Origin of the sequence: Methylocapsa sp. S129, assembly GCF_009765995.1 — a bacterium.
Lineage (GTDB): Bacteria > Pseudomonadota > Alphaproteobacteria > Rhizobiales > Beijerinckiaceae > Roseiarcus.
In genome coordinates this window covers 168,076-191,140 of record NZ_LMUI01000030.1, presented here as the reverse complement: position 1 = coordinate 191,140, position 23,065 = coordinate 168,076, and the positions used below count along the sequence as shown (strand labels likewise).

Genomic DNA, 23,065 nt, shown 5'->3' with positions numbered 1-23,065 from the left:
CTCACTTTAACCCACCGCCGTCATGGCCGGGACAAGCCCGGCCATGACGCGCCGGAGGCACAAGGCGTTGCCGTCTCTCATCCCAAAGCCTTGCTTAGCGCATAGAGCGGCGTCGTCCAGCCGACAATGGCGCCCTGCGCGCGGATCATATCCAAAGCAGCCGCCTTGAAGCGCGGGAAATAGCTGGCCGTCGCATCTTCGATCAGCAGGCATTCATAGCCGCGATCATTGGCCTCGCGCATCGAGGTCTGCACGCAGACTTCCGTCGTGACGCCGGCGAAGACGAGGTGGGTGATGCCGCGCTCTTTCAGGATTTCGCCAACTTCCGTCGCATAGAACATGCCCTTGCCCGGCTTGTCGATGACGATCTCGCCGGGCGCCGGCGCGCAGGTGGCGACAATCGCATTGCCCGGTTCGCCGCGCACGAGAATACGGCCCATCGGGCCCTCGTCGCCGATGCGCAAAGCCGGATTGCCGCGCAGGCGCTTGGCCGGCGGACAATCGGAAAGATCGGGCTTGTGGCTCTCGCGCGTATGCAGGATCGGCCATTGCTTCCGGCGAAACAGGGCGATCAGCGCGGCGACGGTCGGGACGATCGCAGCGACGGGCGAAAGATCATTGCCCAAAGTTTCGCCAAAGCCGCCAGGCTCGACGAAATCACGCTGCATATCGATGACGACCAATGCCGTGTGAGCGGGATCGAGCGGGTAGGGGAAAGGGCTCGCGGCGACTTCTATTCTGTCGGGGGCTCCGGACATTTTAATGGCCCGCCATATAGCGGCCGATCGTCGTGCGGTCGGCGCCCGCCGCCGGCGTAAGATAAGCAACTTTCCCCTCGGAGATGACGGCGATGCGGTCGGAGAGTTCAAGAATTTCGTCGAGGTCTTCGGACACGAGAAGCACCGCGGCGCCGCGGTTGCGTTGGTCCATGATCTGCGCGCGTATGTCGGCGACCGACACAAAATCGAGACCGAAGCACGGGTTGGCGACGATGAGGACATCGACGTCGACCGAGAGTTCGCGCGCCAGCACGGCGCGCTGCACATTGCCGCCCGAGAGATCGCGGATCGGCGTATCCGGCGTCGGCGTCTTGACATTATAGCGCGCGATGAGATCGCGCGCCTGCGCCCGCATCGGCTCAGGAGACAACCACCATTTCATGCTGGCGATCGGCGGCTTGTCGAAGCTGCGGAACGCCATGTTTTCGGCGACCGACATGGTCGGCACCGTCGCGTTCTTCAGCGGCTCCTCGGGCAGGCCGAAGACTTTGAAACGATAAAAATGATCGCGCTTCGGCTCGAAATCCTGATCGTTGATCAGCACCTGTCCCATCTTGATCGGCCGCTGCCCCGACAAGGCCTCGACCAATTCGCTCTGCCCGTTGCCCGAGACGCCGGCGATGCCGACAATCTCGCCCGACTTGATCTTGAGGTCGAAGCCGGCGACGGCGTCGCGGCCTTCGTCGTTTTCAACGAACAGGCCGGCGATTTCCAGGGACGCGCCGATCCGGGGCGGGTCGACCCGGGCGGCCGACTGGCGGATCACCGCGTCGCCGATCATCATCGCCGCCATTTCGCGCGTCGTCAGCACGCCGACCTTGCCTCCGCCGACCTTGGCGCCGCGCCTCAACACGCTGACATCGTCGCAGAAAGCTTCGACCTCACGGAATTTATGGCTAATCATCGCCACCGTGATTTCGCCGCGATGGGCCATGTCTCTCAGCAGGCCGAGAATCTCATCGGCCTCGCCCGGCGTCAGCACTGAAGTCGGCTCATCAAGAATGAGAAAGCGCTGGTTGAGATAGAGCAATTTCAGGATTTCGAGTTTCTGCTTCTCGCCCGCGGCGAGCGAGGACACCGGCCGATCGAGCGGCACGCGGAACGGCATGCGGTCGAGGAACGTCTCAAGCTCGCGCCGCTCCTTGCGCCAGTTGATGACAGCCGGCGCATCGGCGCGGCTCGCGACGAGGTTTTCGGCGGCCGTTAGCGAAGGCACCAACGTGAAATGCTGATAGACCATACCGATTCCGAGCGCCTGTGCGTCGCGCGGATTGTGGACCGCGACCTCCTGCCCATCGAGCTTCAGCGCGCCCTTGTCTGGGATGTAAAAGCCCATGATGCATTTGACGAGCGTCGACTTGCCCGCGCCATTCTCGCCAAGCAAAGCGTGAAAGCTGCCTGCCGGCACTTTGATCGATACGTCGTTGAGCGCGACCAGCGAGCCGAACACTTTGGTCATGCCGATCGTCTCGAGTGACGGGCCTTTGGTGGTGACCGCCGGAGGAAGCATTTGCGCAACGCTCATGGGGCATTCCTCATCTCTGTGGCGATGATGGCGACCGGGCCGCCGCCATCCGGACCCTGATGTTCGGCGCCGCCGGAGACATAGAGTTCGGCGTGGCCGACAAGGCTGGCGAGCGCCCCGGCGACGAAGCCGCGCGCGTGACGGGTCGAGGAAATGTCGGAATCGTCGAGCATGGTGTGGCGGTGGCCGCGCAGGCGCCCGGTCGAGCCGGCTTCCGCCTTGGCGAGCAAAGCAACGAGGCGCGTGCGATCGGGCGCCGCCAATTGACCCGGCGATGCGAGGCCCAGAGAGGCCAAAGCCATGCGGACGGGCTCGATGTCGATGGAATCGCCCATCACGCCATGCGCGATGCGCAACGGGCCTCGCCAGCCGGGCGCGGCGCCGAGCACGACAATCTCATGGTCGATCAATTCGACGCCGGCCGAGGCCGAGGCGCGTGAGGAAAACAACGTAAGGTCACGGCCGATCGCGTCATGGGTCAGCGCCGCACGCTCGATCTCGCCGAGCGCAACGCCGATTCCGAGCGAGGACGCGGCGCGCGAAAGCCCCATGGATTTCAGCGGGTCGCGCGTCGCCGTCATCGCGCCGCGCGCTTCGACCTCAGCGATGCGGTCGAGCGTCAGTAGCGGACACTTGATCTGCACGAAATGAACGTCGCTGGCGTTAGCGATCCCCGCGTCTTTCATCGCCGCCTTGACGGCGCCGGCAACCATGTCGACCTGTTCGAGGCGTCCGAGATGTTCGAAAGGCAGATCGACGGTGCGCGCGCGGCCGAGCGCCAGCGCGCCTTGTTCAGCGGCGCCCTCGACATCGCGCCGTTCAAACACGACGATATGAGGCGAGAGCGCGCCTTCCGTGCCGCCCGACATGACGATGCAGACGGCTTCGGCCTCGGCTGCCGGCATATGGCGCTTGAGCAGGTCTTTCAGTGCGCGGCTCGCAAATCCTCGCGTGAAATCATTGACGCAACCGTTGCCTTCCGTCTTGCCGAGGATCGCGACGAGGCCCGGCGCCCTGATTTCCCCCGAGACGAGCATCGCCTCGAGCGGCTGGATATCGTCGGGCGCCCGCGTCGCGATGCGATGGACGAAGGCTTGGCGCGTCATGGCAGGCCCGCGACGAAGGTCGCGGAATCGCTGACGGCGCCGAACACGCCGCCCTGCATCTTGACCATTTTGATCGCGGCGAGATGATTGCCGTGGTCGGTCGCGGCGCAGCAATCCTCCAACAGCAGGCATTCGAAGCCGCGATCATTGGCCTCGCGCATGGTGGTGTGCACGCAGACATCGGTCGTGATGCCGGTCAGCACGAGATTGTCGATGCCGCGCGTGCGCATGATCAATTCGAGATCGGTCGCGCAGAACGAGCCCTTGCCAGGCTTGTCAATGATCGGTTCGCCGGGCTCGGGCGCGAGTTCGTCGATGATGTTCCAGCCGGGCTCGCCGCGGATGAGGATGCGCCCGCAAGGGCCGGAATCGCCGATGCCGGCGCCGATGCGCTGCGAGCGCCAGCGCTTGTTGGGCGGCAGGTCGGCAAGGTCGGGCCGGTGACCCTCGCGCGTGTGGAAGATATGGTAGCCCTTGGCGCGCATAGCGGCGAGCAGGCCCGCGATCGGCTTGATCGGCGCTCTGGTCAGCGCGAGATCATAGCCCATGGAATCGACATAACCGCCCTTGCCGCAGAAATCGGTCTGCATGTCGATGACGATGACGGCGGTGTTCTGGGGGCGCCAGTCGCCGTTATAGGGCCAGGGATAGGGGTCGGCGGCGATGGTCGGCATGATGCTAGGCGTCCGCGTCAGAGAAGAAACGCGCGTCCCTAGCGCGCCATCGAGAGTTCGCCCGGCATGTCGCGCGCCGAGCGTTTGGCGCTCGATGTCGCGATCATGATGACGAGCGTGAGGATGTAGGGGGCGGCGTTGAAGAAATAATAGCCTTGGGTAATCCCCACCGATTGCAGCGCCGGCCCGATCGCGCCGGCGCCGCCAAACAACAAAGCGGCGATCACGCAGCGCATCGGATTCCAGCGTGCGAAAATAACCAAAGCCACCGCCATCAGCCCTTGCCCCGACGAAAGGCCCTGGTTCCAGGAGCCGGGATAGGACAGCGAGAGAAAGGCGCCGCCGACGCCGGCCAGAAAGCCGCCGACCGTTGTGGTCAGAAAGCGCACGAGATCGACCGAAATGCCCATCGCGCGCGCCGCCGCCGCGCTATCGCCGACGGTGCGCACCACCAAGCCCCAGCGCGTATTGCGCAAAGCCCAGGCCATGACGATCGCAATGACGATGCCGACGAAAAACAAAGGATTGACGTCGAGCGCGCTTTTGAGGCTCGAACTGTCGCTCCAGCCGCCGAGCGGCAAGGAGGGCAGGCGCGGCGCGGTCGGCTGGATGTAGGGCTTGCCGAAGAAGAACGCGACGCCGGTGCCAAACAACATCATCGCAATGCCGACCGCGACATCGTTGACCTTCGGCAATTTGCAGATCGATCCGTGCATGGCGCCCAGCGCGGAGCCGGCGACGCCTGCTGCAAAAACGCCGGCCCAGGGCGAGCCGGTGTGATAGGAGGCGGCATAGGCGACCATCGCGCCCAGCACCAATGTGCCCTCAAGGCCGAGATTGACCCGCCCCGATTTCTCCGTCAGGCATTCGCCAAGCGCGACGAACATGAAAGGGGTCGAGACGCGGATTGCGCCTCCCAGCATGGCGATGAGGACGGTCGCGAGCCCATCATTCATGTCCGGTCTCTTCCCTTGATCGGCTTGAAGAAAGCAAAGCGGCCGTAGAGCGTCTCCGAGGTCAGCAGGACGACGAAGATGAGGCCCTGCAGCACCAGAACGGTCGCGTCGGGCAGATCCATGCGGCGCTGGATCAGGCCGCCGGACGCGACGAGGCCGCCGAACAATATCGCGACGGGAACGATGACGAGCGGATTATGGCGCGCGAGAAACGACACGAGAATGCCGGTGAAGCCATAGCCCGCCGCCAGCGAGGCGTTGGCGCGGCCCTGGATCGCCGCCACTTCGAAGAAGCCCGCCAGCCCCGCGCAGCCGCCCGCTATCATCGCGCAGCTTACGATCAGTTTGCCGACGGGCAGGCCTTGCGCGAGCGCGGCGCGAAAATTTCCACCCGTAACGCGCGCCGCGAAACCGAAGGTCGTGCGCGTCATCAGGATGTAAAGCGCGATGGCGAGCAGGACGCCGACGGCAAAGCCCCAATGCACATCCGTGCCAGGTATTTTGCCGACCATATAGGCGTCGCCGAGCGGCTTGGTCGAAGGCTTGTTGGGGTTGCTGGCGTCGCGCAGGACGCCCTCGACAAAAAAGTTCATAATTGCGATGCCGATATAGGTCAGCAAGAGTGACGCAATGGTCTCGTTGACGCCGCGCGCATAGCGCAAATAACCGGCGATTCCGACCCACAGTCCTCCCACCGCGATCGCGGCCACGACCATGATGGCGAGCGTTAGGAACGGCGGCGCGACGCCGATCATCGGCACCGCGATCGCCGCCGCCGCGAAACCTCCCAGCACCAACGCGCCCTCGGCGCCGATCATGATCAGGCCGATGCGGGCGGGTATCGCGACGGCGAGCGCCGTCAGGATCAGCGGCGAGGAGCGCTGCAGCGTGTTCTGGAAGGAGAACGCCGTGCCGAATCCGCCGCGCCAGACGTAAGCGACAAAGTCGATCGGCGACTTGCCGATCGCCAGCAGGAACAGCGCGAACAACAGCGCCGCCATCAGAAGCGCAAAAGCCGGGATCGCCACATATTCGGAATTGGCGCGCAACCGCAACGCGAAATCCGATCCGGCGGCCGGCTTCATCGCCACCGCCGGAACTTCGCTCGCCGTCGGCGCCCCGGTGCTCATCGCGCCCTCGCTTTAAGTGATCGAGCCGACAACGCCTTCGAGCAGATAGTTCATCTGATCGAGGTAGGGGTCGAGATTGCCATAGGTCTTGTCGATGACGATCTTGCCGGTCTTATTGTCTTTCAGCGGACCGACATAGATCGGCTTCTTCGCCTTCATATCGGCGATCGCCGCCGTCGCGGCGGTCTTGGCCGCGTCGGTCGCGCCGGCGCCGAACGGCGTGTTCTGCACCATATCGAGCTCGATGCCGCCGGCGGTGAAGTTCGACAGCGTTTTACCGGCGGCAAGGTCGGCGGCGTAGCCCTTGTAGATGGTCTCCCATTTGTATTCGGCGCCGGTGATGAAGCCTTTGGGCGCAAGCGGCGCCTGACTGGCGTTATGGCCGCAGCTTTTCACGCCGCGTTTTTCGGCCGTCTCGATCACGACCTTGGGCGAGTCGACATGGCAGGTGATGACGTCGCAGCCCGCATCGACCAACGCGCTCGCCGCTTCCGCCTCACGCACCGGCATCGACCAGTCGCCGGTGAAGATCACCTGCACCACTGCGTTCGGATTGACCTTGCGCGCGCCCAGCATGAACGAATTGATGTTGCTGAGCACGCTGGCGATCGGTTTGGCGGCGACGAAGCCAAGCTTGTTCGATTTGGTCGACAGTCCGGCGGCGACGCCGTCGACATAATGGCCCTGGTTGAGATAGCCGAAATAGCTGCCCGCGTTCTTCGGGTCCTTGTCCTTGTCCCACAAGGGCGCGGCATGGCGGAATTCAACTTTGGGGTATTTCTTGGCCATGTCGACGACGAAGGGCGTGTAATAGCCAAAGGACGTCGCCAGGATCAGCCCGGCGCCATCGAGGTTGATCATCGATTCCATTGTCTTGGCGCAGGCGTCGGTCTCAGGAACGTTCTCCTCCTCGACGACCTTGACGCCGGGCACCAGTTTCAACGCCTGAATGGCGACCGCATGCGCCTGGTTCCAACCGAAGTCGTCGCGTGCGCCGACATAGACAATGCCGACGGTAAGATCGGCTGCGAAAGCGCGCGTCGCGCCCCCCAGGCTCAACGCCAGGCCCGCCGTTCCGGCGGCGGTGGTTTGCAGAAACGCGCGACGAGAAAGGTTCGCTAGTGCCATGGGGAGATCCTCTATCGATAGGAGGCGCGAGCAAATGTCGTGCCTGCGTTGAGGGAAAAGCAAGGAGCATGCCAAAATCACTTTATGTATTCATAGCCTAGATATTGCATACAATTAGTCTATCGTGCATGCTTATAATCTAGGGTTGCGTGCTGATTTTGCGTGCCTTGGATGCTCAAAGATCGTGCATCTGGAATCGCAACGCCGGCGCAAATGGAACGACTTGGCGAAGAAATTGCCGGTCTGCGCCGTCTGGTGAATTCCTGTTAGGTCCCCGTCTCGATGAATGCATGCTGGCCGAACGTTGAGGCGTGTTCCCGACGATGGCGGGTGAAACGCTTCGACGGCCCGTTTCGATGGGTCCCAACGACCTTAGCCGGGCGATAGACAAGCGGTTCCTGAGCGAGCAAACCCGTAACATTGGGCCTGGGAGCGGAGGCGTACGTCAGAGACTGCTCAAGATCGCGGCGCCTTGCCGGAATAGCGAGCGGGACGCGCGCGCCCTTCTCACTTGCAGGAGAAGTCGGCCTTCGCATCAGCGGGAGGGCGCGCAATCGCCTGAGATTTGCATAGAGGCCCGAAAGAGGCGTCTTTTCTTATTTACACATGGAGTTCGACGGCATGGGGTTTACGATTCAATCGGTTCTTGCGGCCCATGCCGCCGGGAAAAAGCTGACCGACACGATAGAGGAGACCTACGCCCGCATCGCGGCGCATGACGATCCCGCCCTGTTCATCGCGTTGCGCCCGAAGGCCGAAGCGCTGGCGTTGGCTGTCTCCATTCAGGCGGCGGGCCCTGAGGCCAAGCCTCTCTTTGGCGTTCCCTTCGTCGTCAAGGACAATATCGATGTCGCGGGCCTGCCGACCACAGCCGCTTGTCCGGCCTTCGAATATCAGCCCGAGCGCTCGGCCTTCGTTGTCGAGCGGCTCGAGCGGGCAGGGGCGATCGTCATCGGCAAGACCAATCTCGATCAATTCGCCACCGGCCTCGTCGGCGTGCGTTCGCCTTATGGCGTTCCGCGCAATGCGCTGCGGGCCGATCTTATTCCGGGCGGCTCCAGCTCCGGCTCCGCAACGGCGGTCGGCGCCGGGCTCACGCCCTTTTCGCTCGGCACGGATACGGCTGGCTCCGGCAGGGTGCCCGCCGCGCTCAATGGCGTTGTCGGACTCAAACCGACGCTTGGCGCCCTGTCGATGACCGGCGTGGCGCCCGCCTGCCGCACGCTCGATACCGTCTCGATCTTCGCCCTTGATGTCGCCGACGCCTTTCTTGTCTATCAGATCGCGGCGGGTTTTGACGCGGCCGACCCGTGGTCGCGCGCCTTCGCCGCGCCAGCGCTGTCAGCGGCGCCGAAGCATTTTCGCGTCGGCGTCCCGAGAGCTTCGCAACTTAAATTCTTCGACGATGGCGAGGCGCAGGCCGCCTTCGAGCGCGACATCGCCGCGCTCGTTTCGCTAGGGGCGAAAATCGTCGAATTCGACATGGAGCCGTTCTACGCCGTGGCGCGGCTGCTCTATGAGGGCCCCTGGGTCGCCGAGCGTTACGCCGCGACTATGCCGCTGATCGAGACCAATCCGGGCGCTCTTCACCCCGTGACGCGCGCGATCATCGAAGGCGCCCGCAAACATGACGCGGTCGCCGCCTTCCAGGCGACGTATAAACTCGCCGCCCTGCGCCGTCAGAGCGCCGCCGTTTGGGCCGCGTTCGAGATCATGGCTGTGCCCACTATGCCCCGCCCCTACACAATCGCTGAAGTCGAGGCTGATCCGATCGCGCTTAATTCGAATCTCGGAACCTATACGAATTTCGTCAACCTGCTCGATCTCTCCGCGATCGCGGCGCCCTCCGGCATGCGCGCCGATGGATTGCCCTCCAGCCTGACTCTGATCGGCCCCGCGGGCGCGGACGGTTTTCTGGCGGGCGTCGCCGCGCAAGTTCAGGCGCATTCGGGCGTGACGATGGGCGCGACCGGCCTCGCCGTTGAAGCGCCGGCGTCAGCGCCCATGCAAGCGCCACCGGGGCGGATCGAAATCGCGGCGGTCGGTGCGCATCTGTCAGGTCTGCCGCTCAACCGCGAGCTGGTGGAGCTGGGCGGAATTCTTCTACGCGAAGTTGAAACCGTCCCGAGCTATCGCCTCTACGCTTTGCCGGGCGCGGTCCCCGCCAAGCCCGGCCTGCTGCGGGTGACGCCGGAAGAAGGCGTCTCGATAAAGGCCGAAATCTGGGCGCTCGACGCCAAGGCGTTCGGGGCTTTCGTCGCGGCCATTCCAAGCCCGCTCGGCATCGGCACGCTGAGCTTTACCGATGGAACCAGCGCCAAAGGCTTCCTTGTCGAAGCCGAGGCGGTGAAGGGGGCCAAAGACGTCACGCAGTTCGGCGGCTGGCGCGCCTATATCGGCTCGCTATGACGCGCGCCCCCGCGAACCATGGCCGCTACGATTATTCGCCGATCCGCGGACGCCCACGCTATCTCTGGCCGAATGGCGCCGGCCTCGCCGTCTATATCGCGATCAATCTTGAATGTTTTGCGTTCGGCGAAGGGTTAGGCGCCGAGCTCGCGCCGGGTGGTCCGCAACCCGACGTGCTGAACTATGCCTGGCGCGACTATGGCAATCGCGTCGGCGCCTGGCGGCTGATCGACTTGCTTGACGCCTTGCAGGCGCCCGCCTCGGTGCTGATCAATTCGGATATTTACGCGCATGCGCCGGGCCTTGCGGAAGCCTTCCGCGCGCGCGGCGACGAGTTTGTCGGGCACGGGCGCACCAACAGCGAAAGACAAGGGATTTTAAGCGAGGCCGAAGAGGCGGCGCTAATCGCGCAGGCGACCGCGATCATCGCGCGCGAGGAGGGCGCCAAGCCCAGGGGCTGGCTCGGCCCGTGGATTTCGCAAAGCCGCGCCACGCCCGATCTGCTGGCGGAAGCGGGCTACGATTATTTGCTCGACTGGTGCATGGACGATCAGCCAATCTTTATGCGCACGACGCATGGGCCGATCCTCGCCGTGCCCTATCCGCAGGAGATCAACGACATCCCGATGATAGTCGCGCGCAAGATCGAGGGCGCGGCTTTCGCGCAAATGATCGTCGATCATTTCGACGAAATGCTGGCGCAGAGCGCGCATGAGCCGCTCGTCATGGGCGTCGCGTTGCATCCCTATATTGTCGGCCAGCCCCATCGCCTGCGCCACCTGCGCCGCGCGCTGACGCATATCGCCGCGCATCGGCAGCGCATCTGGCTGACGACGACGGGGGCGATAGCGGACCATGTGCGGGCGCTCCCGAAGGGGAGCATACCGGGAGGGTGAGAGCCTGAGTTCGCGCCCCCATTGTCGCGCGAGCCCGCACGGCGCACAATTGCTGCACATGCAACCGAGCATTCTCATGAACCGACGCCATTTCCTGCTCGCCTCCGCAAGCGCCCTCGCCTTCGCCAACATCTCGCCCGCTCGGGCCAACGTCCCCGCGCCCCTCTCCCCCGACGTCTCTCCACCGATGAGCGACCGCGAGGCCTTCGTTTCGTGGATGCAGAAGAATCGCGGCGAGGACGCGGGCTATCTCGGGCAACGCTTCGATCGCTTTCTACAACTCGTCAGCCATCAAGACCTGTGGGACGAAGCGGACAAGCGGGCGTATCTGCTCACCCCGCGTGAGGAGTTCGTGACGGCCGAGAATCTGTCGCGCGCCTATGAATGGCATCATCTCAACATCGGTTTTGGCGTCACCATCACCGGCCCTCATACGGTGGCGCGCATGACCAACACATTAGGGATCAAGCGCGGCGACAAGGTGCTCGAAATCGGCACGGGGTCGGGCTACCAATCGGCCTATCTGTCGAACCTCACCGACAAGATCTGGTCGATCGAAATCATTCCGGCGTTAGCCAGGCGCACCCGCGCGCTCTATGATTCGCTGATCGCGCGCGGCTATAGCGAATACAGCGTCATCAATACAAAGAACGCTGACGGCTACTACGGTTGGGAAGAGGCGGCGCCCTTCGATAAGATCATCGTCACCTGCGGCATCGACCATATCCCGCCGCCGCTCCTGCAACAGATAAGCCCCCGCGGCATCATGGTCATCCCCGTCGGGCCGCCCGGCGCGCAGCATGTCATTAAGGCGGTCAAGCAAAAGGCGGCGGACGGGACGATGAGCGTGACGCGCTCGGACATCTACGGTGGCGCGATCATCCCGTTCGTGCCATTCACCGGCGGACATCAAACGTGATTATTCAAGGACGGCGCGCGATCAGATCGATCTCAATCAGTGCGTCATAAGCAAGGCCGGTCACGCCGACGCAGGTGCGCGCCGGCAGACGGCCTTCGGCGAAGAAGGTCCGATAAACCTCGTTCATCTCAACGTAATCGTCCTTGAAACGCGTGAGATAGACGCGCGCCATCACGACATGTTCGAGCGCGAGGCCAAGGCCGGCCAGCACTGTCGAAAGATTGGCCATGACGTTGCGCGTCTGCGCGGCGACGCCCTCGGGCAGGATACCCGGAGCGGCAGGCGTATCCGGCATCTGCCCGGTGACGAATATGAAGCCGTCGCTCTCGACGGCATGGCTGAACGGCGCGACGGGTTTGGGTCCGCCGGGAATCATGTGAAATCGCACCGTCCGCTCCCGAGTTCGTCAGCGCCTATGAAGTCTTCACGCGCGCCTCGACTTTCGAGACGAAATCGCCGATGTGCCGGACATAAGTCGATATGAGCGAATCCGGGAACTCATGGCCGGCGCCAGGGATGACGATGAGTTCGGCGCCCGGAATGCTCGCCGCGGTGTCCTCGCCGCCGGCTACCGGCAGCAGCGGGTCGTCGGCGCCGTGGATGACCAGCGTCGGCGCGCGCACGCCTTTCAGAATCTCGTTGCGAGGCGGCGCGGCGATAATCGCCGCCATTTGACGGGCAAAACCTGTCGGTTCGTAAGGAGTCCGATCGACCTCCTCCTCGGCGAGCTTGCGGATTTCCGTGTCAGTGCGCGGATAGCCGGGGCTGCCGATGACGCGCCACGTGCGGACCGCGGATTCGATGAGATCGTCGCGGCGCGTGCTGGCGGGCGGCGTGACGAGCGCCGCCATCACTTCGGGCTTGGCCGGCGGTAGGTCGCGCCGACCTGTCGTCGACATGATGGAAATTAGGCTGCGGGCCCTCGAAGGATGGTTGACCGCCACGAGTTGAGCGATCATGCCGCCCATCGAGGCGCCGACGATATGCGCCTGCTCAATCCCGATCGCATCAAGCAGGCCTACAGCGTCCGCGGCCATGTCGTCCAACGAATAGGGAATCTCAAAGGGTTGGCCGGTCATCAACTTGTTCATCAAGACAGCCGAATCGGGCGCCGGTTCCTCCATCAGATGCGTGGACTTGCCGACATCGCGATTGTCGAAGCGGATGACGCGAAATCCTTTGTCCGCCAGGCCGCGGCACATCGGCTCGGGCCACAGGGTCAATTGCGCGGCATAGCCCATGATGAGCAGAATCGCGGGATCGCTGTCGCGTCCGAAGATTTCGAACTCGATATCGACGCCATTGACCTTTGCCTGCGACATTCGCGCGTCTCCTTGATTTCGTCAGGTTAGCGGAGCTGTCTTGAAATTCAAACCGCCCGCGTTGCGACCGCCTTTGGCGGCGCAAATCAGGCGGAGAGCGCGGAAAACATTCCAGCGAACGCCTTCGGGATTGGCCTGGCGTAGGGCCCGCTCTTCGACGTGGCGTGCCCGAGCGCGACCAGCGCCTCGGCGAGCTTGACCGCCGCCGCGACGCCATCGATCACCGGCAGCCCATGTTCGCGCGCCAGCGACGCCGCAAGGTCGGCCATGCCGGCGCAGCCCAGCACGATCGCGTCGGCGCCGTCCTGCGCCTTTGCGCGCCCAATCTCCGCCGACAATTTCGCGCGGGCGCCCGAAGCCGCGTCGTCGAGCGCGAGCACCGGCACGTCGCAGGCGCGCACGCGGGCGCAGCGACGATCGAGGCCATATTTCACGAGGTTGGCTTCGATCGGCGCGATCGAGCGCGACAAGGTGGTCACCACGCTGAAGCGATGCGCGATCAGCGTCGCCAGATGAAACGCCGCCTCGCCAATGCCGATGACGGGGCCGCTCGCGCAGCAGCGCGCCGCCTCAAGCCCGGTGTCGTCGAAGCAGGCGATGACAAAGGCGTCGATTCCAGCCGTCTCGCCCTTGATGATTTCCTCCAGCATGCCGGGCACGGCGAAAGCTTCGTCGAAATAACCTTCGATCGAGGCCGGGCCGCTTGACGGATTGACGGCGGCGATCTGCGTGCCGGCGCTTGCGGCGGCGCGCGCGGCCTCGCCGATCCGCGCGGTCATGCCGGCGCTCGTATTGGGATTAACGACGAGGAGCTTCACTTACGCCTGTCCAGCGTCGGAGCCGTGGCGTGCTTGGCGCGCGCGTAGGATCGCGATCGATCCGAGTGCGACCGCGATGACGCCGAATGAGACGGCCGTGGTCGTGGTGCCGAGCGCATAGATGTCCGGGTTCGTGACCGTTGTCGTCAGCGCCTGCAATTCCATGGGCAGCGTGTTGTGCTCGCCCATGGTCTGGCTGGAACGTGCGATTTCATCCCATGACAGCGTGAAACCGAACAGGCCGACGCCGACCACCGAAGGCGCCACGATTGGCAACACGACATAGCGCAAAGTCTGCGAGGGCGTCGCGCCCTGATCGCGCGCCGCTTCCTCATAGCGGCCGTCGAAGCGGTTGAAAATCGCGAACATCACGAGCAGACCGAAGGGCAGGGTCCAGGTCAGATGGGCGCCGAGGCCTGAAGTGAACTGGCCCATGGTCGTTTGAAGGTTGTCGGAGATCCAGGACGGGCCGTAATTCTTCAAGACATCGTCAAGCACATGGAATTCAATCGCAATGCCCAGCGATGTGACGATCGAGGGCACGATCAAGCTCGCCACTGTGACGAAGAACAATATGTTTGAAAAGAAGAAACGCTTGCGAAAGGCGAGCCCGGCCGTGAGCGAGAACAAAACCGTCAGCACCATCACAACGAGGCCGAGCGCGAGCGAACGCTTAAAGGCGCCTGCGATGTCGACGATGCCGCCGCCTTCCCAAAGCCGTTGAAACCAATGCAGGGACACGCCATTCATCGGGAAGGTCAGGCCCCCGGTCGGGCCCTGGAACGACAAGACGAAAATGACGATCATCGGTCCGTAAAGGAAGAGAACGAAAAGGCAAAAGAAGGCTGCGAGCGCGTAAAAGGCCGGAGAGCGTCCCTCGTTCATGGCTCAAAGCTCCCGGCGAATGTCGACGATGCGGTTGAGCACGGTGATGATCACCATGGTCGCCACCAACAGGATCACCGCGCTCGCCGCCGCCGGCGGAAATTGCAACGCGCTCAAACGCGTGGCGATAACCTTGCCGGCCGAGGCGATCTGGCCGCCGCCCATTTCACTGAATGTGATGAAATCGCCCATCACGATCGTGACGACGAAGATCGAGCCGATGGCGATGCCCGGCTTGCTGAGCGGAATGATGATATTGGTCAGCATCTGCCAGGTGCTGGCGCCTGAATCATAGGCCGCTTCGATCAGGCGACGGTCGATGCGCATCATGGAATTGAAAATCGGCGCCACCATGAAGAAGGTGAAGAGATGCACGAACGCGAGCGCGACCGAGAATTGCGAATAGAGCAGCCATTCCACCGGGGCGTTCACGATGTGCAGGCTCATCAAGACTTGATTGACGAGGCCGTTGCGCCCGAGCAGCGGAATCCAGGAGATCATCCGGATGACGTTCGAGGTCCAGAACGGAATCGTGCAGACCAGAAACAGGACCATCTGCGTGGTTGCGCTGCGCACGTAGAAAGCGAGGAAATAGGCGACGGTGAAACCGATGAAGAGCGTGAGGATCCAGACGATGGCGCAAAACTTCGCCGTCGAGACATAGGTCTTCAACATCGTGCAAAGATCGGGAAGTTGCGTCAGGCAGCCCTCGAAACTCTCGACATAACTGCGCGACGTGAAGGCCGGGATCATCTCGTAGTCGTTGTAGTCCCAGAAGCTGACCGTGATGACGAAACAAAGCGGCAGTACGAAAAACAGCAAGAACACCAACGCGAAAGGCGTCGCTTGAATCCAGCCGGGAAGACCGGGGCTTTCCAGAGGTGCGCGCGCTTCGGCCATGGGGAATTGCCTTGCGTAAAATAGGCTCCTTCTCCCGCAAAGCGAGAGAAGGAGCCGGCGTTATCTCAACCTCAGGCCGCGATGAACTCGTTCCACTTGCGGACCATATAGTCGTTTTCGTCCATGACCGCGTTCCAGCAGGCGACATTGCCCATGCGGTCGTCGTAGGAGCCGCCGTCGCGCGCCGCGCCGGCCTTTTCGAGCAAGGAGCCATCCGGCGCCTTAATGTCTTTTTCGGCGGGCTTGCCTTCCATCCAATAGGCCCATTCGTAAGGCTCCATGTTGGCTTTGGCGGTGGAAAGAACCGCCGAGTAATAGCCTTGCCGGTTGAGATAAGCGCCGGCATAGCCGCTGAGGAACCAGTTGACGAACTCGTAGGCCCATTCCGACTGCTTGGACGTCACGCCCTTCGACATGCAGAAGCCCGAAGCCCAAGAGCGATAACCTTCCTTGAGCGGTTGGAAGGTGCAAGCGATGCCCTTGGTGCGAACCGCCGTCACGGCGGGCGACCACATCGACTGAATGACCGTCTCGCCCGAGGCCATCAGATTGACGCTCTCGTTGAAATCCTTCCAGAACGCGCGGAACTGACCAGACTTCTTGGCTTCGGTGAGAACCGCGATCGTCATGTCGATCTCAGCCTTCGTCATATTCCCCTTGTCAGGATACTTGTACTTGCCGATGGCCTCGACGACCATCGCGGCGTCCATGATGCCGATCGAGGGAATATCGAGAATCGCCGCCTTGCCTTTGAACTCAGGATTCAGAAGTTCGGCCCACGAGCTGATCGGGCGCTTGATGAGGTCGGGACGGATGCCGAGCGTGTCGGCGTTGTAGACGGTCGGGATCAGCGTGACCCACTCGGTCGGGGTCTTCGAGAATTTTGTGGAATGCTGGCCTTCGAGGAACATGACTTTCTTGGGCGCCGTGCCCTGATCGCCGATGACCTTGCCGTTCGGCAATTGGCCTTTGGTGAAGATCGGCGTGATATTGTCGAATTCCTTGATTTTCTTGGCGTCCATCGCGAGGATGTTGCCCGACGGCACCAGCTTCTTCAGGCTGAAATATTCGGTGTCGAGAATGTCGAAGGAATTGGGCTGGGTGGCGACGCGCTTGGTCACGTCGTCGGTCGTGGCGACAATGTTCTGGATCGTGATGCCGGTTTCGGCCTTTACCTTCTTGGTGATGTCGTCCGATTGATTCACGGCGGTGCCGAGATAGCGCAGCACTTTCTCCTCGGCCGCCCAAACCGCCGGGAATCCGGTGACCGACGTGACGCCTGCTGCCGCGCCTGCGAGTCCGGCTGCGCCTTTCAGCAGGCTGCGGCGCGAAACGCCCGCTCCTTTGTCCGTATATTTGTTCGACATATTCCTCTCCTCCTGAAACCCGTGCCTATCAAGGCGCCGGGGAAAGCGCGTGGATATCGTTATCGGCCCATTGAACCGCGACATTGTCGCCGATCGACAGTGGGGTCGCGGCGAAGGCGGCGTCGCTGACCGTCGCCGTGAGATCGGTGTTCGCGCCGTTTTCGAGCGCGACCTGATAATGCGTGCCCTGATATTCGATGCCGCGAATGACGGCGTTCAGCCGTGTGTCGTTGGCGCCGGAGCCATTGGCGTGCAGCGTCAGGCGATCGGCGCGGACGGCGATCGCACCTCCTGGCGTGGCGATCACATTATGGCCGCCAAGAAAGCGCGCGACGAATTCGGTGGCGGGCTTTTCGAAGACTTCCTTGGGGGGCGCCGCCTGCTCGATCTTGCCCTTGTTCATCACGACCACGAGATCGGCGAGCGCCAAAGCTTCGTCCTGGCCGTGCGTGACATGCACGAAAGGAATGCCGAGCCGCTTTTGCATCTGCCGCAGCTCGGCGCGCATGCGCACGCGCAGGAAAGGATCAAGGGCGGAAAGCGGCTCGTCCAGCAGGAGGATTTGCGGATCGGTGACGAGGGCGCGCGCCAGGGCCACGCGCTGCTGCTGGCCGCCCGACAATTGCGCGGGCACGCGCGCCGCGTAGGGCTCCATCGCGACGAGGCTCAAATATTCCATCGCCTTGGCGCGACGGGTCGTCTTGTCGACGCCCTTCATCTTCAGCGAGAACGCGACATTGTCGAGGCAGGACAAATGCGGAAACAGGGCATAGCTTTGGAACATCATCGCCGTGCCGCGTTTGGCGGGCGGCAAGTCCGTGACGTTCGTTGGCCCTATGAGGATGTCGCCTTCGCTTGCGCTCTCATGGCCGGCGATCATACGCAGGGTTGAGGTCTTGCCACAGCCCGAAGGGCCGAGCAGACAGCAATATTCGCCGGCTGCGACGCGCAGATCGATGGCGTCGACCGCCGTCGTCGACCCATAGCGCTTCGTCACATGGACGAGTTCGAGATTGGCGGGTTGCGGCATGGCCTCACATATGGCGAATGATCCCGTTAAGGGTTTAGCAAGGGATGTGCCACGGCATCGGCATCCCAGCGAAATGGAGCCAAGCCCATGAAGTTGCTGAGGATTGATAGCGCCGCGCGGGTGTGGGGCGCCGGCCTCGAAGGGCGCTAGCCGGTTTATTGGGCGCCGTTGTTCACAATTTCAGCGCGATTGTATACAAATTGAGTTGGCGCATATCGGGGATGCGTGACAGACTTGCTCAACCAATAAAAGAGGTGCGCGTTTCGCAATGTCTGCGACAGCGATTTCCCCCGAGGAAAAAAAGGAATTTCCCTCTCCCGGACGCGGCTCCATCGCGGGCGGCTCGCGGGCCGCGAGCCTTTATTGCAATGTGCTGGAGGCGGTCGTCGAACACCGACTGCCGCCGGGCGCCAAGCTGACCGAGGAGCAACTCGGCGCGGTGTTTGGCGTCAGCCGCACTATCGTGCGCAGCGCGTTGCAGGCCCTGGCGCACGATCATATCGTCACGATCTCGCGCAACCGCGGCGCCTTTGTTTCGGCGCCGACGGTCGCCGACGCCCATGATGTCTTCAAGGGCCGCAAACTCGTTGAGGCGGCGATCGCCCGTGAAGTCGCGCGCCAGATCGAGGCGAGCGACATTATTGCGCTGCGGGCCATTCTGGACGAAGAACAAGAGGCGATGCGGCGCGGCGATCGGCACGCCGCCATTCGCCTCTCTGGCGCGTTTCATGTCGCTGTCGCAGCCGTCTGCGGGGAAGGCGTGTTGACGACATTCCTGCGCGGCTTGATCTCGCGCTCCTCCCTCGTCATCGCGCTCTACGGCCGCGGCGCCGCCTCGGCATGCGGTCATGACGACCATGTGCAATTCCTGGCGGCGCTGGAGGCGCGCGACGGCGAGAGGGCGGCGATGCTGATGACCGAGCATCTCGACCATATCCTCGGCGATCTCGATCTGGCGCGGGGCGGCGGCGCGCCCGTCGATGTGGCGGCCGTCTTGCGCGAGCGGCTGGCGCTGGCGTGAAGGCGCCGTGGCGGCGCGGGCCTTTGGGCAATACCCGGAACTGCCACAGGGTGTCCGAACGCCGTCCGGACTGACTTTCCGGCAGCGACATGGTTAAATTTACGTTAATTGCAGGACTTTCTTGCGGCTCAGCGGGGTCGGCGTATCCATGGGCGTCGGAGGCCGCCCGAAGAGACGTAAGGAGAGCGCTTTGCGCCAATTTGCTGCATTATTGTTTGCCGGCCTCGCCCTTCCCGCTGGCGGATCTGCGGCTTTGGCCGGAAGCGCCTGCTATCGCGTCGTGGTCGATCCCGCTCAATATCGAACAATTGAAGAAAATGTGCTCGTCGCGCCCGAGCGCGAGGTTGCGCATTATGTGGCGGCCGTGACGCGTCAGGTCGAGCAAAACGTGATCGTTCAGCGGGAGCGCACGGTCACGCATTTCGTGCCCGCCGTCACCCGCCTGGAGGCGGAAAACGTGTTGGTGCGCGCGGCCAGCCAGCAAGTCCATGTCGTCCCTGCCGTGACCCGCGTGACGAGCGAAAGCGTCGAATTGACCCCGGCGCGAACCGTGTCGCACACGATCCCCGCCGAATACCGGACAATGACCGAGAACGTGCTTGTGGCGCCGGCGCACCGCGAATGGCGCGTCGGCCTCAAGCATGGCGACACCGTCGGCTGCTGGGTCGATGTCCCCGCGCTCTATACGCCTCGCACGCGGGAAGTGCAGGTGCGCGCCGAACAAACGATTGATGAGACGATCCCCCCGACTTACGGAACGCGGCAGCGCGAGGAAGTCGTCGAGCCCGCGCATGAGGTCGTCACCGAGATTCCCGCTGTCTATGAGACGCGCGAACGCCCGGTGGTCGTCGAACCCGCGCATAGCGTCGAAGAAACGATTCCCGCGGTTTACGGAACGCGCATGGTCGAAGAAGTCGCGGAGCCCGCCCATACGGTCACCGAGACGATTCCCGCGCAATATGCCGTTCGCGAGCGTCAGGAACTCGTCTCACCCGCCGCGCGCCGATGGGCGCCAGCGCCCGGCGATGGCTATTGCGCGCATCCGGCGGCCTATTGAAGCCGAGGCGGTTTCAGCGTCGGCACGATCGATGAAACCCCGACGCCAATGGACCGTGACGGATTGCAAGCCTGACGGCGCATCATGGTCCCGTTCGGTCAGGGCCGCCGCGAAAACCCAAGCTCCCGGCGGCCCGCCCCGACGAACTCAGGGCTTACTCGGCGGTGGGGCGGTTCCCATCGTCTTCAATTCGGCTTCGGCCAATTGCCGTTCGTCGTAGGCCAGCGGGCAATCGCTTGCCGCCTGCGTGAACAGCGGGGTCGCCTCCTCCTTGCGGCTGCCCAGCAGCGCCAATTCGCCGGTGTAGAAATGCGCTTCGCAGATTCTACCCTGCTTGGTCAACGGATTGGGATCGTCGGCGGCGGCGAGCACCGCCTCCGGATTCAATTGCTGAAGATAGAGCCGGATCACGGGCGCCGGCCATGCCGTCATGTCGAGCTTGGCGCTCAACTCATTCAGCCGGCTCGGCAGCTTGCTGCGCTGGCCGATAATTTCGAGCATCAGGGCGGAATAGGCGTTGGCGGGATCGAGCGCATTGGCTTGCGTCATATCCGCCAGAGCTTTCGGCAGCGCGCCCGCGAGGTAGTAAGCGAAGCCCCTGAGGTAATAGGGGGTCGCCCATTTCGGAGCGAGCTGGATCGCCTGGGTTGAGTCAACGACAGCATGGTCGAAATCGCCCTTGGCGCGATAGGACAGGCCGCGATCATAAAAGGCCGCCGCGAAGTTAGGGTTGCGCTTGATCGCCTCGCCGTAATCGGCGATGGCGCGGTCGTGGTCGCCCTTTAGCCGAAGGAGCCAGCCGCGGCTGCGATAGGCTTCAGCGCTACCCGCATCGAGCTTGATCGCCGAATCGTCGTCGGCGATCGCGAGATCGAGCTTGTTCAGCGCGCGATAGGCGTCGGCGCGTGCGATCAGGGTTTGGGCGTCCTTGGGATCGCGCTTGAGGGCTTCGCCGTAATCGGCCACGGCTTTGTCGAAATCGCCATTGCCGGCATAGGCGAGGCCGCGGTCCAGATAGGAATGGGCGGCATTCACGCCAAGCTTGAACGCCTCGTTATAGTCGGTGATCGCGGCGCTGTAATTGCGCTGGAAGCGATAGGCGACGCCGCGATTGAGATAAGCGAGCGGATTGGCGGGGTCGAGCTCGATCGATTGGGTTGAATCGGCGATCGAATGGGCGGTGTCGTTCTTGACGGCATAGACCCAGCCACGGTTCAGGTAGGCGTGCGCATTTTGCGGATCGAGCTTGATTGCATCGGTGTAATCGGCGAGCGCGTGGTCATAGTCCTTGCGATTCTTATAGGCGTTGCCGCGGTCATAATAGGCGACCGAACGATTGTGCGGCGTGTCGCTGAGGTCTTCAGCCATCCGGCTGCACGCGGGAATGACTTTCGCGGGGTCCTCCGAGCGGGTGCAATCGTCCTCATCGTGACTGTTCCCCCTCTGACGGCCGCCAGGCGCGCCAACGAAAACCCCCGACGCCGGCGCGTCGAGTTTGGCGACGCCGCCGGCAAGGTCGAACGTCACCCATTCGGAATCCTTGCCGTCGCCCGAGGCGCGGATCTCCATCAGCACCTTGTCGTTGCGGGGATAGAACATCTTGTCTTTCGAGATGGTGATCCGCTCGATTGCGCCATGGGTCATGCCCAGCTTCGCCATCGTCTGTTTTTCGAGCGCGGCGAGCGACTGCACCACCGGGGGCTGCAGCAGCGCCACGTCCCACAACCAATCGGGTCCGCCGCCAAAGGCGTTGGCCATCGTCTGGAGCATCTCGGGCGCGCGCGCCACGTCTCCGTCCTCGTAGGTGAACGCGGCGAATTTCTTTGAATCCTGCGGGTCCCGCGCAGTAATCTTGATGGTCTTGTCGTCGATCAGCAGCTCGCTCAAGAGAACGTGCGGACCGAGCCGCTCAACGATCTTGTCGATCGCTTTCTGCAGCGTGGCCGGGTCGAACAGATTGGTCTGCGGACCGCGCCCCGGCGGATATTTGGCGTGCAGGACATTGCCCTTCACATCGAAAGTCACCGAGCCCTCCACCACGGGCGGGGCGCCAGGCATCGTGAACAACGGTGCGCTGGCGCTTTTGACCTGCACCTCCCATTCGATGGCGCCGCCTCTTTCACGGTGCGGTTTCGATAGGATGACCCTTTGCGCCACGCCGTCGGCGATCCCAAGCCTGTCCTTCGCCGCCGCTTCGATCTTGGCCATGAGGCTCAAATCGACATCAGCGAGGCTGAACGGATCATCGGCCGGCATTCCGGGAAACGCCATATGCGGCATGTTCAGATTGCTGGTCTTGATGTCGCTGAGGCTTGCTGTGAATCTGGTGATGCGCGCTTCCTTGGAGCTCGCCAGATGCACGTCGAAGTTGATGTCCGTCTTTTGGATCTCGATATAGTGGAAGATCCAGTCGTCCTTCATCTCATGGCGGATGTTTTGGACCATCTCGTCGAAATCGGGGCCGCCGGCCAGCAGGTTCAAATCTTGAGCGCGCCGGGTGCGGTTGAGGTCGGCGTTCTTGATCTCGCCGGTGAGCTTGGCCGAAATATCGGCGTCTTCCTCGGGCGCCTCGACATGCATCTGCCAATAAGGGTCGCGCGCCGCCGGTCCCAGGAATTTCGGCAGCCGCATCAGCTCCATTTCCGTGGCGTGGCCGGGCTGCTGAAACCGGGCGCGGGCCAAGGCGTCGGCGACGAGCTTGGGCACGATGGCGAGGCCTGCGGCGTCGATATCGATGACGCTTTCGGCGATCGTGCCGCCGCCGGGGAGCGAGGCGCGCGCCGAACCTTCCCGCACCGGCAAATCGACGCCAAGCGCGCCCGCTAGCCCCCCATGCGACACGCGCCACGTCTCGACCTCGCCGGGCGCGTCGGCATTGGGTATGCCAACGCTCAACTCGTCCCGCGTGATCCTCAGCGTCAGCACGCGCAGATTGTGTCCGACCTTGTCCTGGATCGCAGTGAAAGCGTGTTGGGCTTGGCCCTCGTCGAACATTGTCGCGTCTTCCGCGCGCGCCGCTCCGCCCATCAGCCATAAGGCGACGATGCAAACCCCATAGCCCATACCGCGATGACCGAATTGACGCATTGTCGATGCCCCCGTTGACGCTGCCGCGGCATCTTATTACGGGATTGCTTCGTCGG

Annotated in this window: 20 protein-coding genes; 5 read left to right on the top strand and 15 right to left on the bottom strand. The window is 63.1% G+C overall.

Annotated elements, in window-relative coordinates:
- Positions 1-77 precede the first annotated feature (77 nt).
- The 7 genes from GSQ90_RS18530 to GSQ90_RS18500 are packed head-to-tail and all read right to left on the bottom strand — an operon-like array spanning position 78 to position 7,298.
- Positions 78-758 carry a cysteine hydrolase family protein gene (locus GSQ90_RS18530; RefSeq protein WP_158816365.1) on the bottom strand — a complete coding sequence of 227 codons (681 nt, stop codon included), beginning with the start codon at positions 756-758 and terminating at the stop codon, positions 78-80.
- Position 759: 1 nt separating this feature from the next.
- Positions 760-2,304, bottom strand: a complete 1,545-nt coding sequence (locus GSQ90_RS18525; RefSeq protein WP_158816364.1) for an ABC transporter ATP-binding protein — start codon at positions 2,302-2,304, stop codon at positions 760-762.
- The gene (locus GSQ90_RS18520) at positions 2,301-3,410 is read right to left on the bottom strand and encodes a ring-opening amidohydrolase (RefSeq protein ID WP_158816363.1); all 1,110 of its coding nucleotides are present in this window, start codon (positions 3,408-3,410) and stop codon (positions 2,301-2,303) included. Before GSQ90_RS18520 ends, GSQ90_RS18525 begins: the two co-directional genes overlap by 4 nt.
- On the bottom strand, positions 3,407-4,084 hold the full coding sequence (locus tag GSQ90_RS18515; RefSeq protein WP_158816362.1) for a cysteine hydrolase family protein: 678 nt from the start codon (positions 4,082-4,084) through the stop codon (positions 3,407-3,409). Before GSQ90_RS18515 ends, GSQ90_RS18520 begins: the two co-directional genes overlap by 4 nt.
- Positions 4,085-4,122: 38 nt before the next feature.
- Complete coding sequence (locus GSQ90_RS18510) at positions 4,123-5,040, bottom strand: ABC transporter permease (RefSeq protein WP_158816361.1); 918 nt, start codon at positions 5,038-5,040, stop codon at positions 4,123-4,125.
- On the bottom strand, positions 5,037-6,170 hold the full coding sequence (locus tag GSQ90_RS18505; RefSeq protein ID WP_158816360.1) for an ABC transporter permease: 1,134 nt from the start codon (positions 6,168-6,170) through the stop codon (positions 5,037-5,039). The genes GSQ90_RS18510 and GSQ90_RS18505 overlap by 4 nt, the downstream gene beginning before the upstream one ends.
- 12 nt (positions 6,171-6,182) lie before the next feature.
- On the bottom strand, positions 6,183-7,298 hold the full coding sequence (locus tag GSQ90_RS18500) for a BMP family ABC transporter substrate-binding protein (protein ID WP_158816359.1): 1,116 nt from the start codon (positions 7,296-7,298) through the stop codon (positions 6,183-6,185).
- 621 nt (positions 7,299-7,919) lie between these two features.
- Between GSQ90_RS18500 and atzF the strand changes: the two genes are divergently transcribed.
- The 3 genes from atzF to GSQ90_RS18485 all read left to right on the top strand — a co-directional run bounded on the left by atzF (position 7,920) and on the right by GSQ90_RS18485 (position 11,522).
- Positions 7,920-9,707 carry an allophanate hydrolase gene (gene atzF, locus GSQ90_RS18495; protein ID WP_158816358.1) on the top strand — a complete coding sequence of 596 codons (1,788 nt, stop codon included), beginning with the start codon at positions 7,920-7,922 and terminating at the stop codon, positions 9,705-9,707.
- Positions 9,704-10,603 carry a polysaccharide deacetylase family protein gene (locus tag GSQ90_RS18490; protein ID WP_158816357.1) on the top strand — a complete coding sequence of 300 codons (900 nt, stop codon included), beginning with the start codon at positions 9,704-9,706 and terminating at the stop codon, positions 10,601-10,603. The genes atzF and GSQ90_RS18490 overlap by 4 nt, the downstream gene beginning before the upstream one ends.
- Before the next feature lie 76 nt (positions 10,604-10,679).
- Positions 10,680-11,522, top strand: a complete 843-nt coding sequence (locus GSQ90_RS18485; protein ID WP_158816356.1) for a protein-L-isoaspartate O-methyltransferase — start codon at positions 10,680-10,682, stop codon at positions 11,520-11,522.
- 4 nt (positions 11,523-11,526) lie between these two features.
- On the opposite strand, the gene GSQ90_RS18480 is transcribed toward GSQ90_RS18485, so the two are convergent.
- From GSQ90_RS18480 to GSQ90_RS18450, 7 genes are all read right to left on the bottom strand, one after another.
- The gene (locus GSQ90_RS18480) at positions 11,527-11,910 is read right to left on the bottom strand and encodes a RidA family protein (protein WP_158816355.1); all 384 of its coding nucleotides are present in this window, start codon (positions 11,908-11,910) and stop codon (positions 11,527-11,529) included.
- A gap of 25 nt (positions 11,911-11,935) precedes the next feature.
- Entirely contained in the window at positions 11,936-12,844 is a 909-nt protein-coding gene (locus tag GSQ90_RS18475; protein WP_158816354.1) for an alpha/beta fold hydrolase, read from the bottom strand.
- An 86-nt stretch (positions 12,845-12,930) separates the two neighbouring features.
- Positions 12,931-13,662, bottom strand: a complete 732-nt coding sequence (locus tag GSQ90_RS18470) for an aspartate/glutamate racemase family protein (RefSeq protein WP_158816353.1) — start codon at positions 13,660-13,662, stop codon at positions 12,931-12,933.
- Positions 13,663-14,547, bottom strand: a complete 885-nt coding sequence (locus GSQ90_RS18465; protein WP_158816352.1) for an ABC transporter permease — start codon at positions 14,545-14,547, stop codon at positions 13,663-13,665.
- Between the two features lie 3 nt (positions 14,548-14,550).
- Positions 14,551-15,447, bottom strand: a complete 897-nt coding sequence (locus GSQ90_RS18460; protein ID WP_158816351.1) for an ABC transporter permease — start codon at positions 15,445-15,447, stop codon at positions 14,551-14,553.
- A gap of 71 nt (positions 15,448-15,518) precedes the next feature.
- Entirely contained in the window at positions 15,519-16,814 is a 1,296-nt protein-coding gene (locus GSQ90_RS18455; RefSeq protein ID WP_158816350.1) for a PotD/PotF family extracellular solute-binding protein, read from the bottom strand.
- Positions 16,815-16,842: 28 nt separating this feature from the next.
- Complete coding sequence (locus GSQ90_RS18450; RefSeq protein WP_158816349.1) at positions 16,843-17,844, bottom strand: ABC transporter ATP-binding protein; 1,002 nt, start codon at positions 17,842-17,844, stop codon at positions 16,843-16,845.
- 268 nt (positions 17,845-18,112) lie between these two features.
- Between GSQ90_RS18450 and GSQ90_RS18445 the strand changes: the two genes are divergently transcribed.
- On the top strand, positions 18,113-18,865 hold the full coding sequence (locus GSQ90_RS18445; RefSeq protein ID WP_158816348.1) for a GntR family transcriptional regulator: 753 nt from the start codon (positions 18,113-18,115) through the stop codon (positions 18,863-18,865).
- Positions 18,866-19,055: 190 nt separating this feature from the next.
- Positions 19,056-19,922, top strand: coding sequence for a hypothetical protein (locus GSQ90_RS18440; RefSeq protein WP_158816347.1), 867 nt, complete (start codon positions 19,056-19,058; stop codon positions 19,920-19,922).
- A 147-nt stretch (positions 19,923-20,069) separates the two neighbouring features.
- Here GSQ90_RS18440 and GSQ90_RS18435 read toward each other — a convergent pair whose 3' ends face one another.
- Positions 20,070-23,009, bottom strand: coding sequence for a tetratricopeptide repeat protein (locus tag GSQ90_RS18435; RefSeq protein WP_158816346.1), 2,940 nt, complete (start codon positions 23,007-23,009; stop codon positions 20,070-20,072).
- Positions 23,010-23,065 lie beyond the last annotated feature (56 nt).

What these genes read in the sequence shown, in the direction of transcription:
- GSQ90_RS18530 (WP_158816365.1), bottom strand. Translation starts at nt 758, where the DNA reads ATGTCCGGAGCCCCCGACAGAATAGAAGTCGCCGCGAGCCCTTTCCCC.
- GSQ90_RS18525 (WP_158816364.1), bottom strand. Translation starts at nt 2,304, where the DNA reads ATGAGCGTTGCGCAAATGCTTCCTCCGGCGGTCACCACCAAAGGCCCG.
- GSQ90_RS18520 (WP_158816363.1), bottom strand. Translation starts at nt 3,410, where the DNA reads ATGACGCGCCAAGCCTTCGTCCATCGCATCGCGACGCGGGCGCCCGAC.
- GSQ90_RS18515 (WP_158816362.1), bottom strand. Translation starts at nt 4,084, where the DNA reads ATGCCGACCATCGCCGCCGACCCCTATCCCTGGCCCTATAACGGCGAC.
- GSQ90_RS18510 (WP_158816361.1), bottom strand. Translation starts at nt 5,040, where the DNA reads ATGAATGATGGGCTCGCGACCGTCCTCATCGCCATGCTGGGAGGCGCA.
- GSQ90_RS18505 (WP_158816360.1), bottom strand. Translation starts at nt 6,170, where the DNA reads ATGAGCACCGGGGCGCCGACGGCGAGCGAAGTTCCGGCGGTGGCGATG.
- GSQ90_RS18500 (WP_158816359.1), bottom strand. Translation starts at nt 7,298, where the DNA reads ATGGCACTAGCGAACCTTTCTCGTCGCGCGTTTCTGCAAACCACCGCC.
- atzF (WP_158816358.1), top strand. Translation starts at nt 7,920, where the DNA reads ATGGGGTTTACGATTCAATCGGTTCTTGCGGCCCATGCCGCCGGGAAA.
- GSQ90_RS18490 (WP_158816357.1), top strand. Translation starts at nt 9,704, where the DNA reads ATGACGCGCGCCCCCGCGAACCATGGCCGCTACGATTATTCGCCGATC.
- GSQ90_RS18485 (WP_158816356.1), top strand. Translation starts at nt 10,680, where the DNA reads ATGAACCGACGCCATTTCCTGCTCGCCTCCGCAAGCGCCCTCGCCTTC.
- GSQ90_RS18475 (WP_158816354.1), bottom strand. Translation starts at nt 12,844, where the DNA reads ATGTCGCAGGCAAAGGTCAATGGCGTCGATATCGAGTTCGAAATCTTC.
- GSQ90_RS18465 (WP_158816352.1), bottom strand. Translation starts at nt 14,547, where the DNA reads ATGAACGAGGGACGCTCTCCGGCCTTTTACGCGCTCGCAGCCTTCTTT.
- GSQ90_RS18460 (WP_158816351.1), bottom strand. Translation starts at nt 15,447, where the DNA reads ATGGCCGAAGCGCGCGCACCTCTGGAAAGCCCCGGTCTTCCCGGCTGG.
- GSQ90_RS18455 (WP_158816350.1), bottom strand. Translation starts at nt 16,814, where the DNA reads ATGTCGAACAAATATACGGACAAAGGAGCGGGCGTTTCGCGCCGCAGC.
- GSQ90_RS18450 (WP_158816349.1), bottom strand. Translation starts at nt 17,844, where the DNA reads ATGCCGCAACCCGCCAATCTCGAACTCGTCCATGTGACGAAGCGCTAT.
- GSQ90_RS18445 (WP_158816348.1), top strand. Translation starts at nt 18,113, where the DNA reads ATGTCTGCGACAGCGATTTCCCCCGAGGAAAAAAAGGAATTTCCCTCT.
- GSQ90_RS18435 (WP_158816346.1), bottom strand. Translation starts at nt 23,009, where the DNA reads ATGCGTCAATTCGGTCATCGCGGTATGGGCTATGGGGTTTGCATCGTC.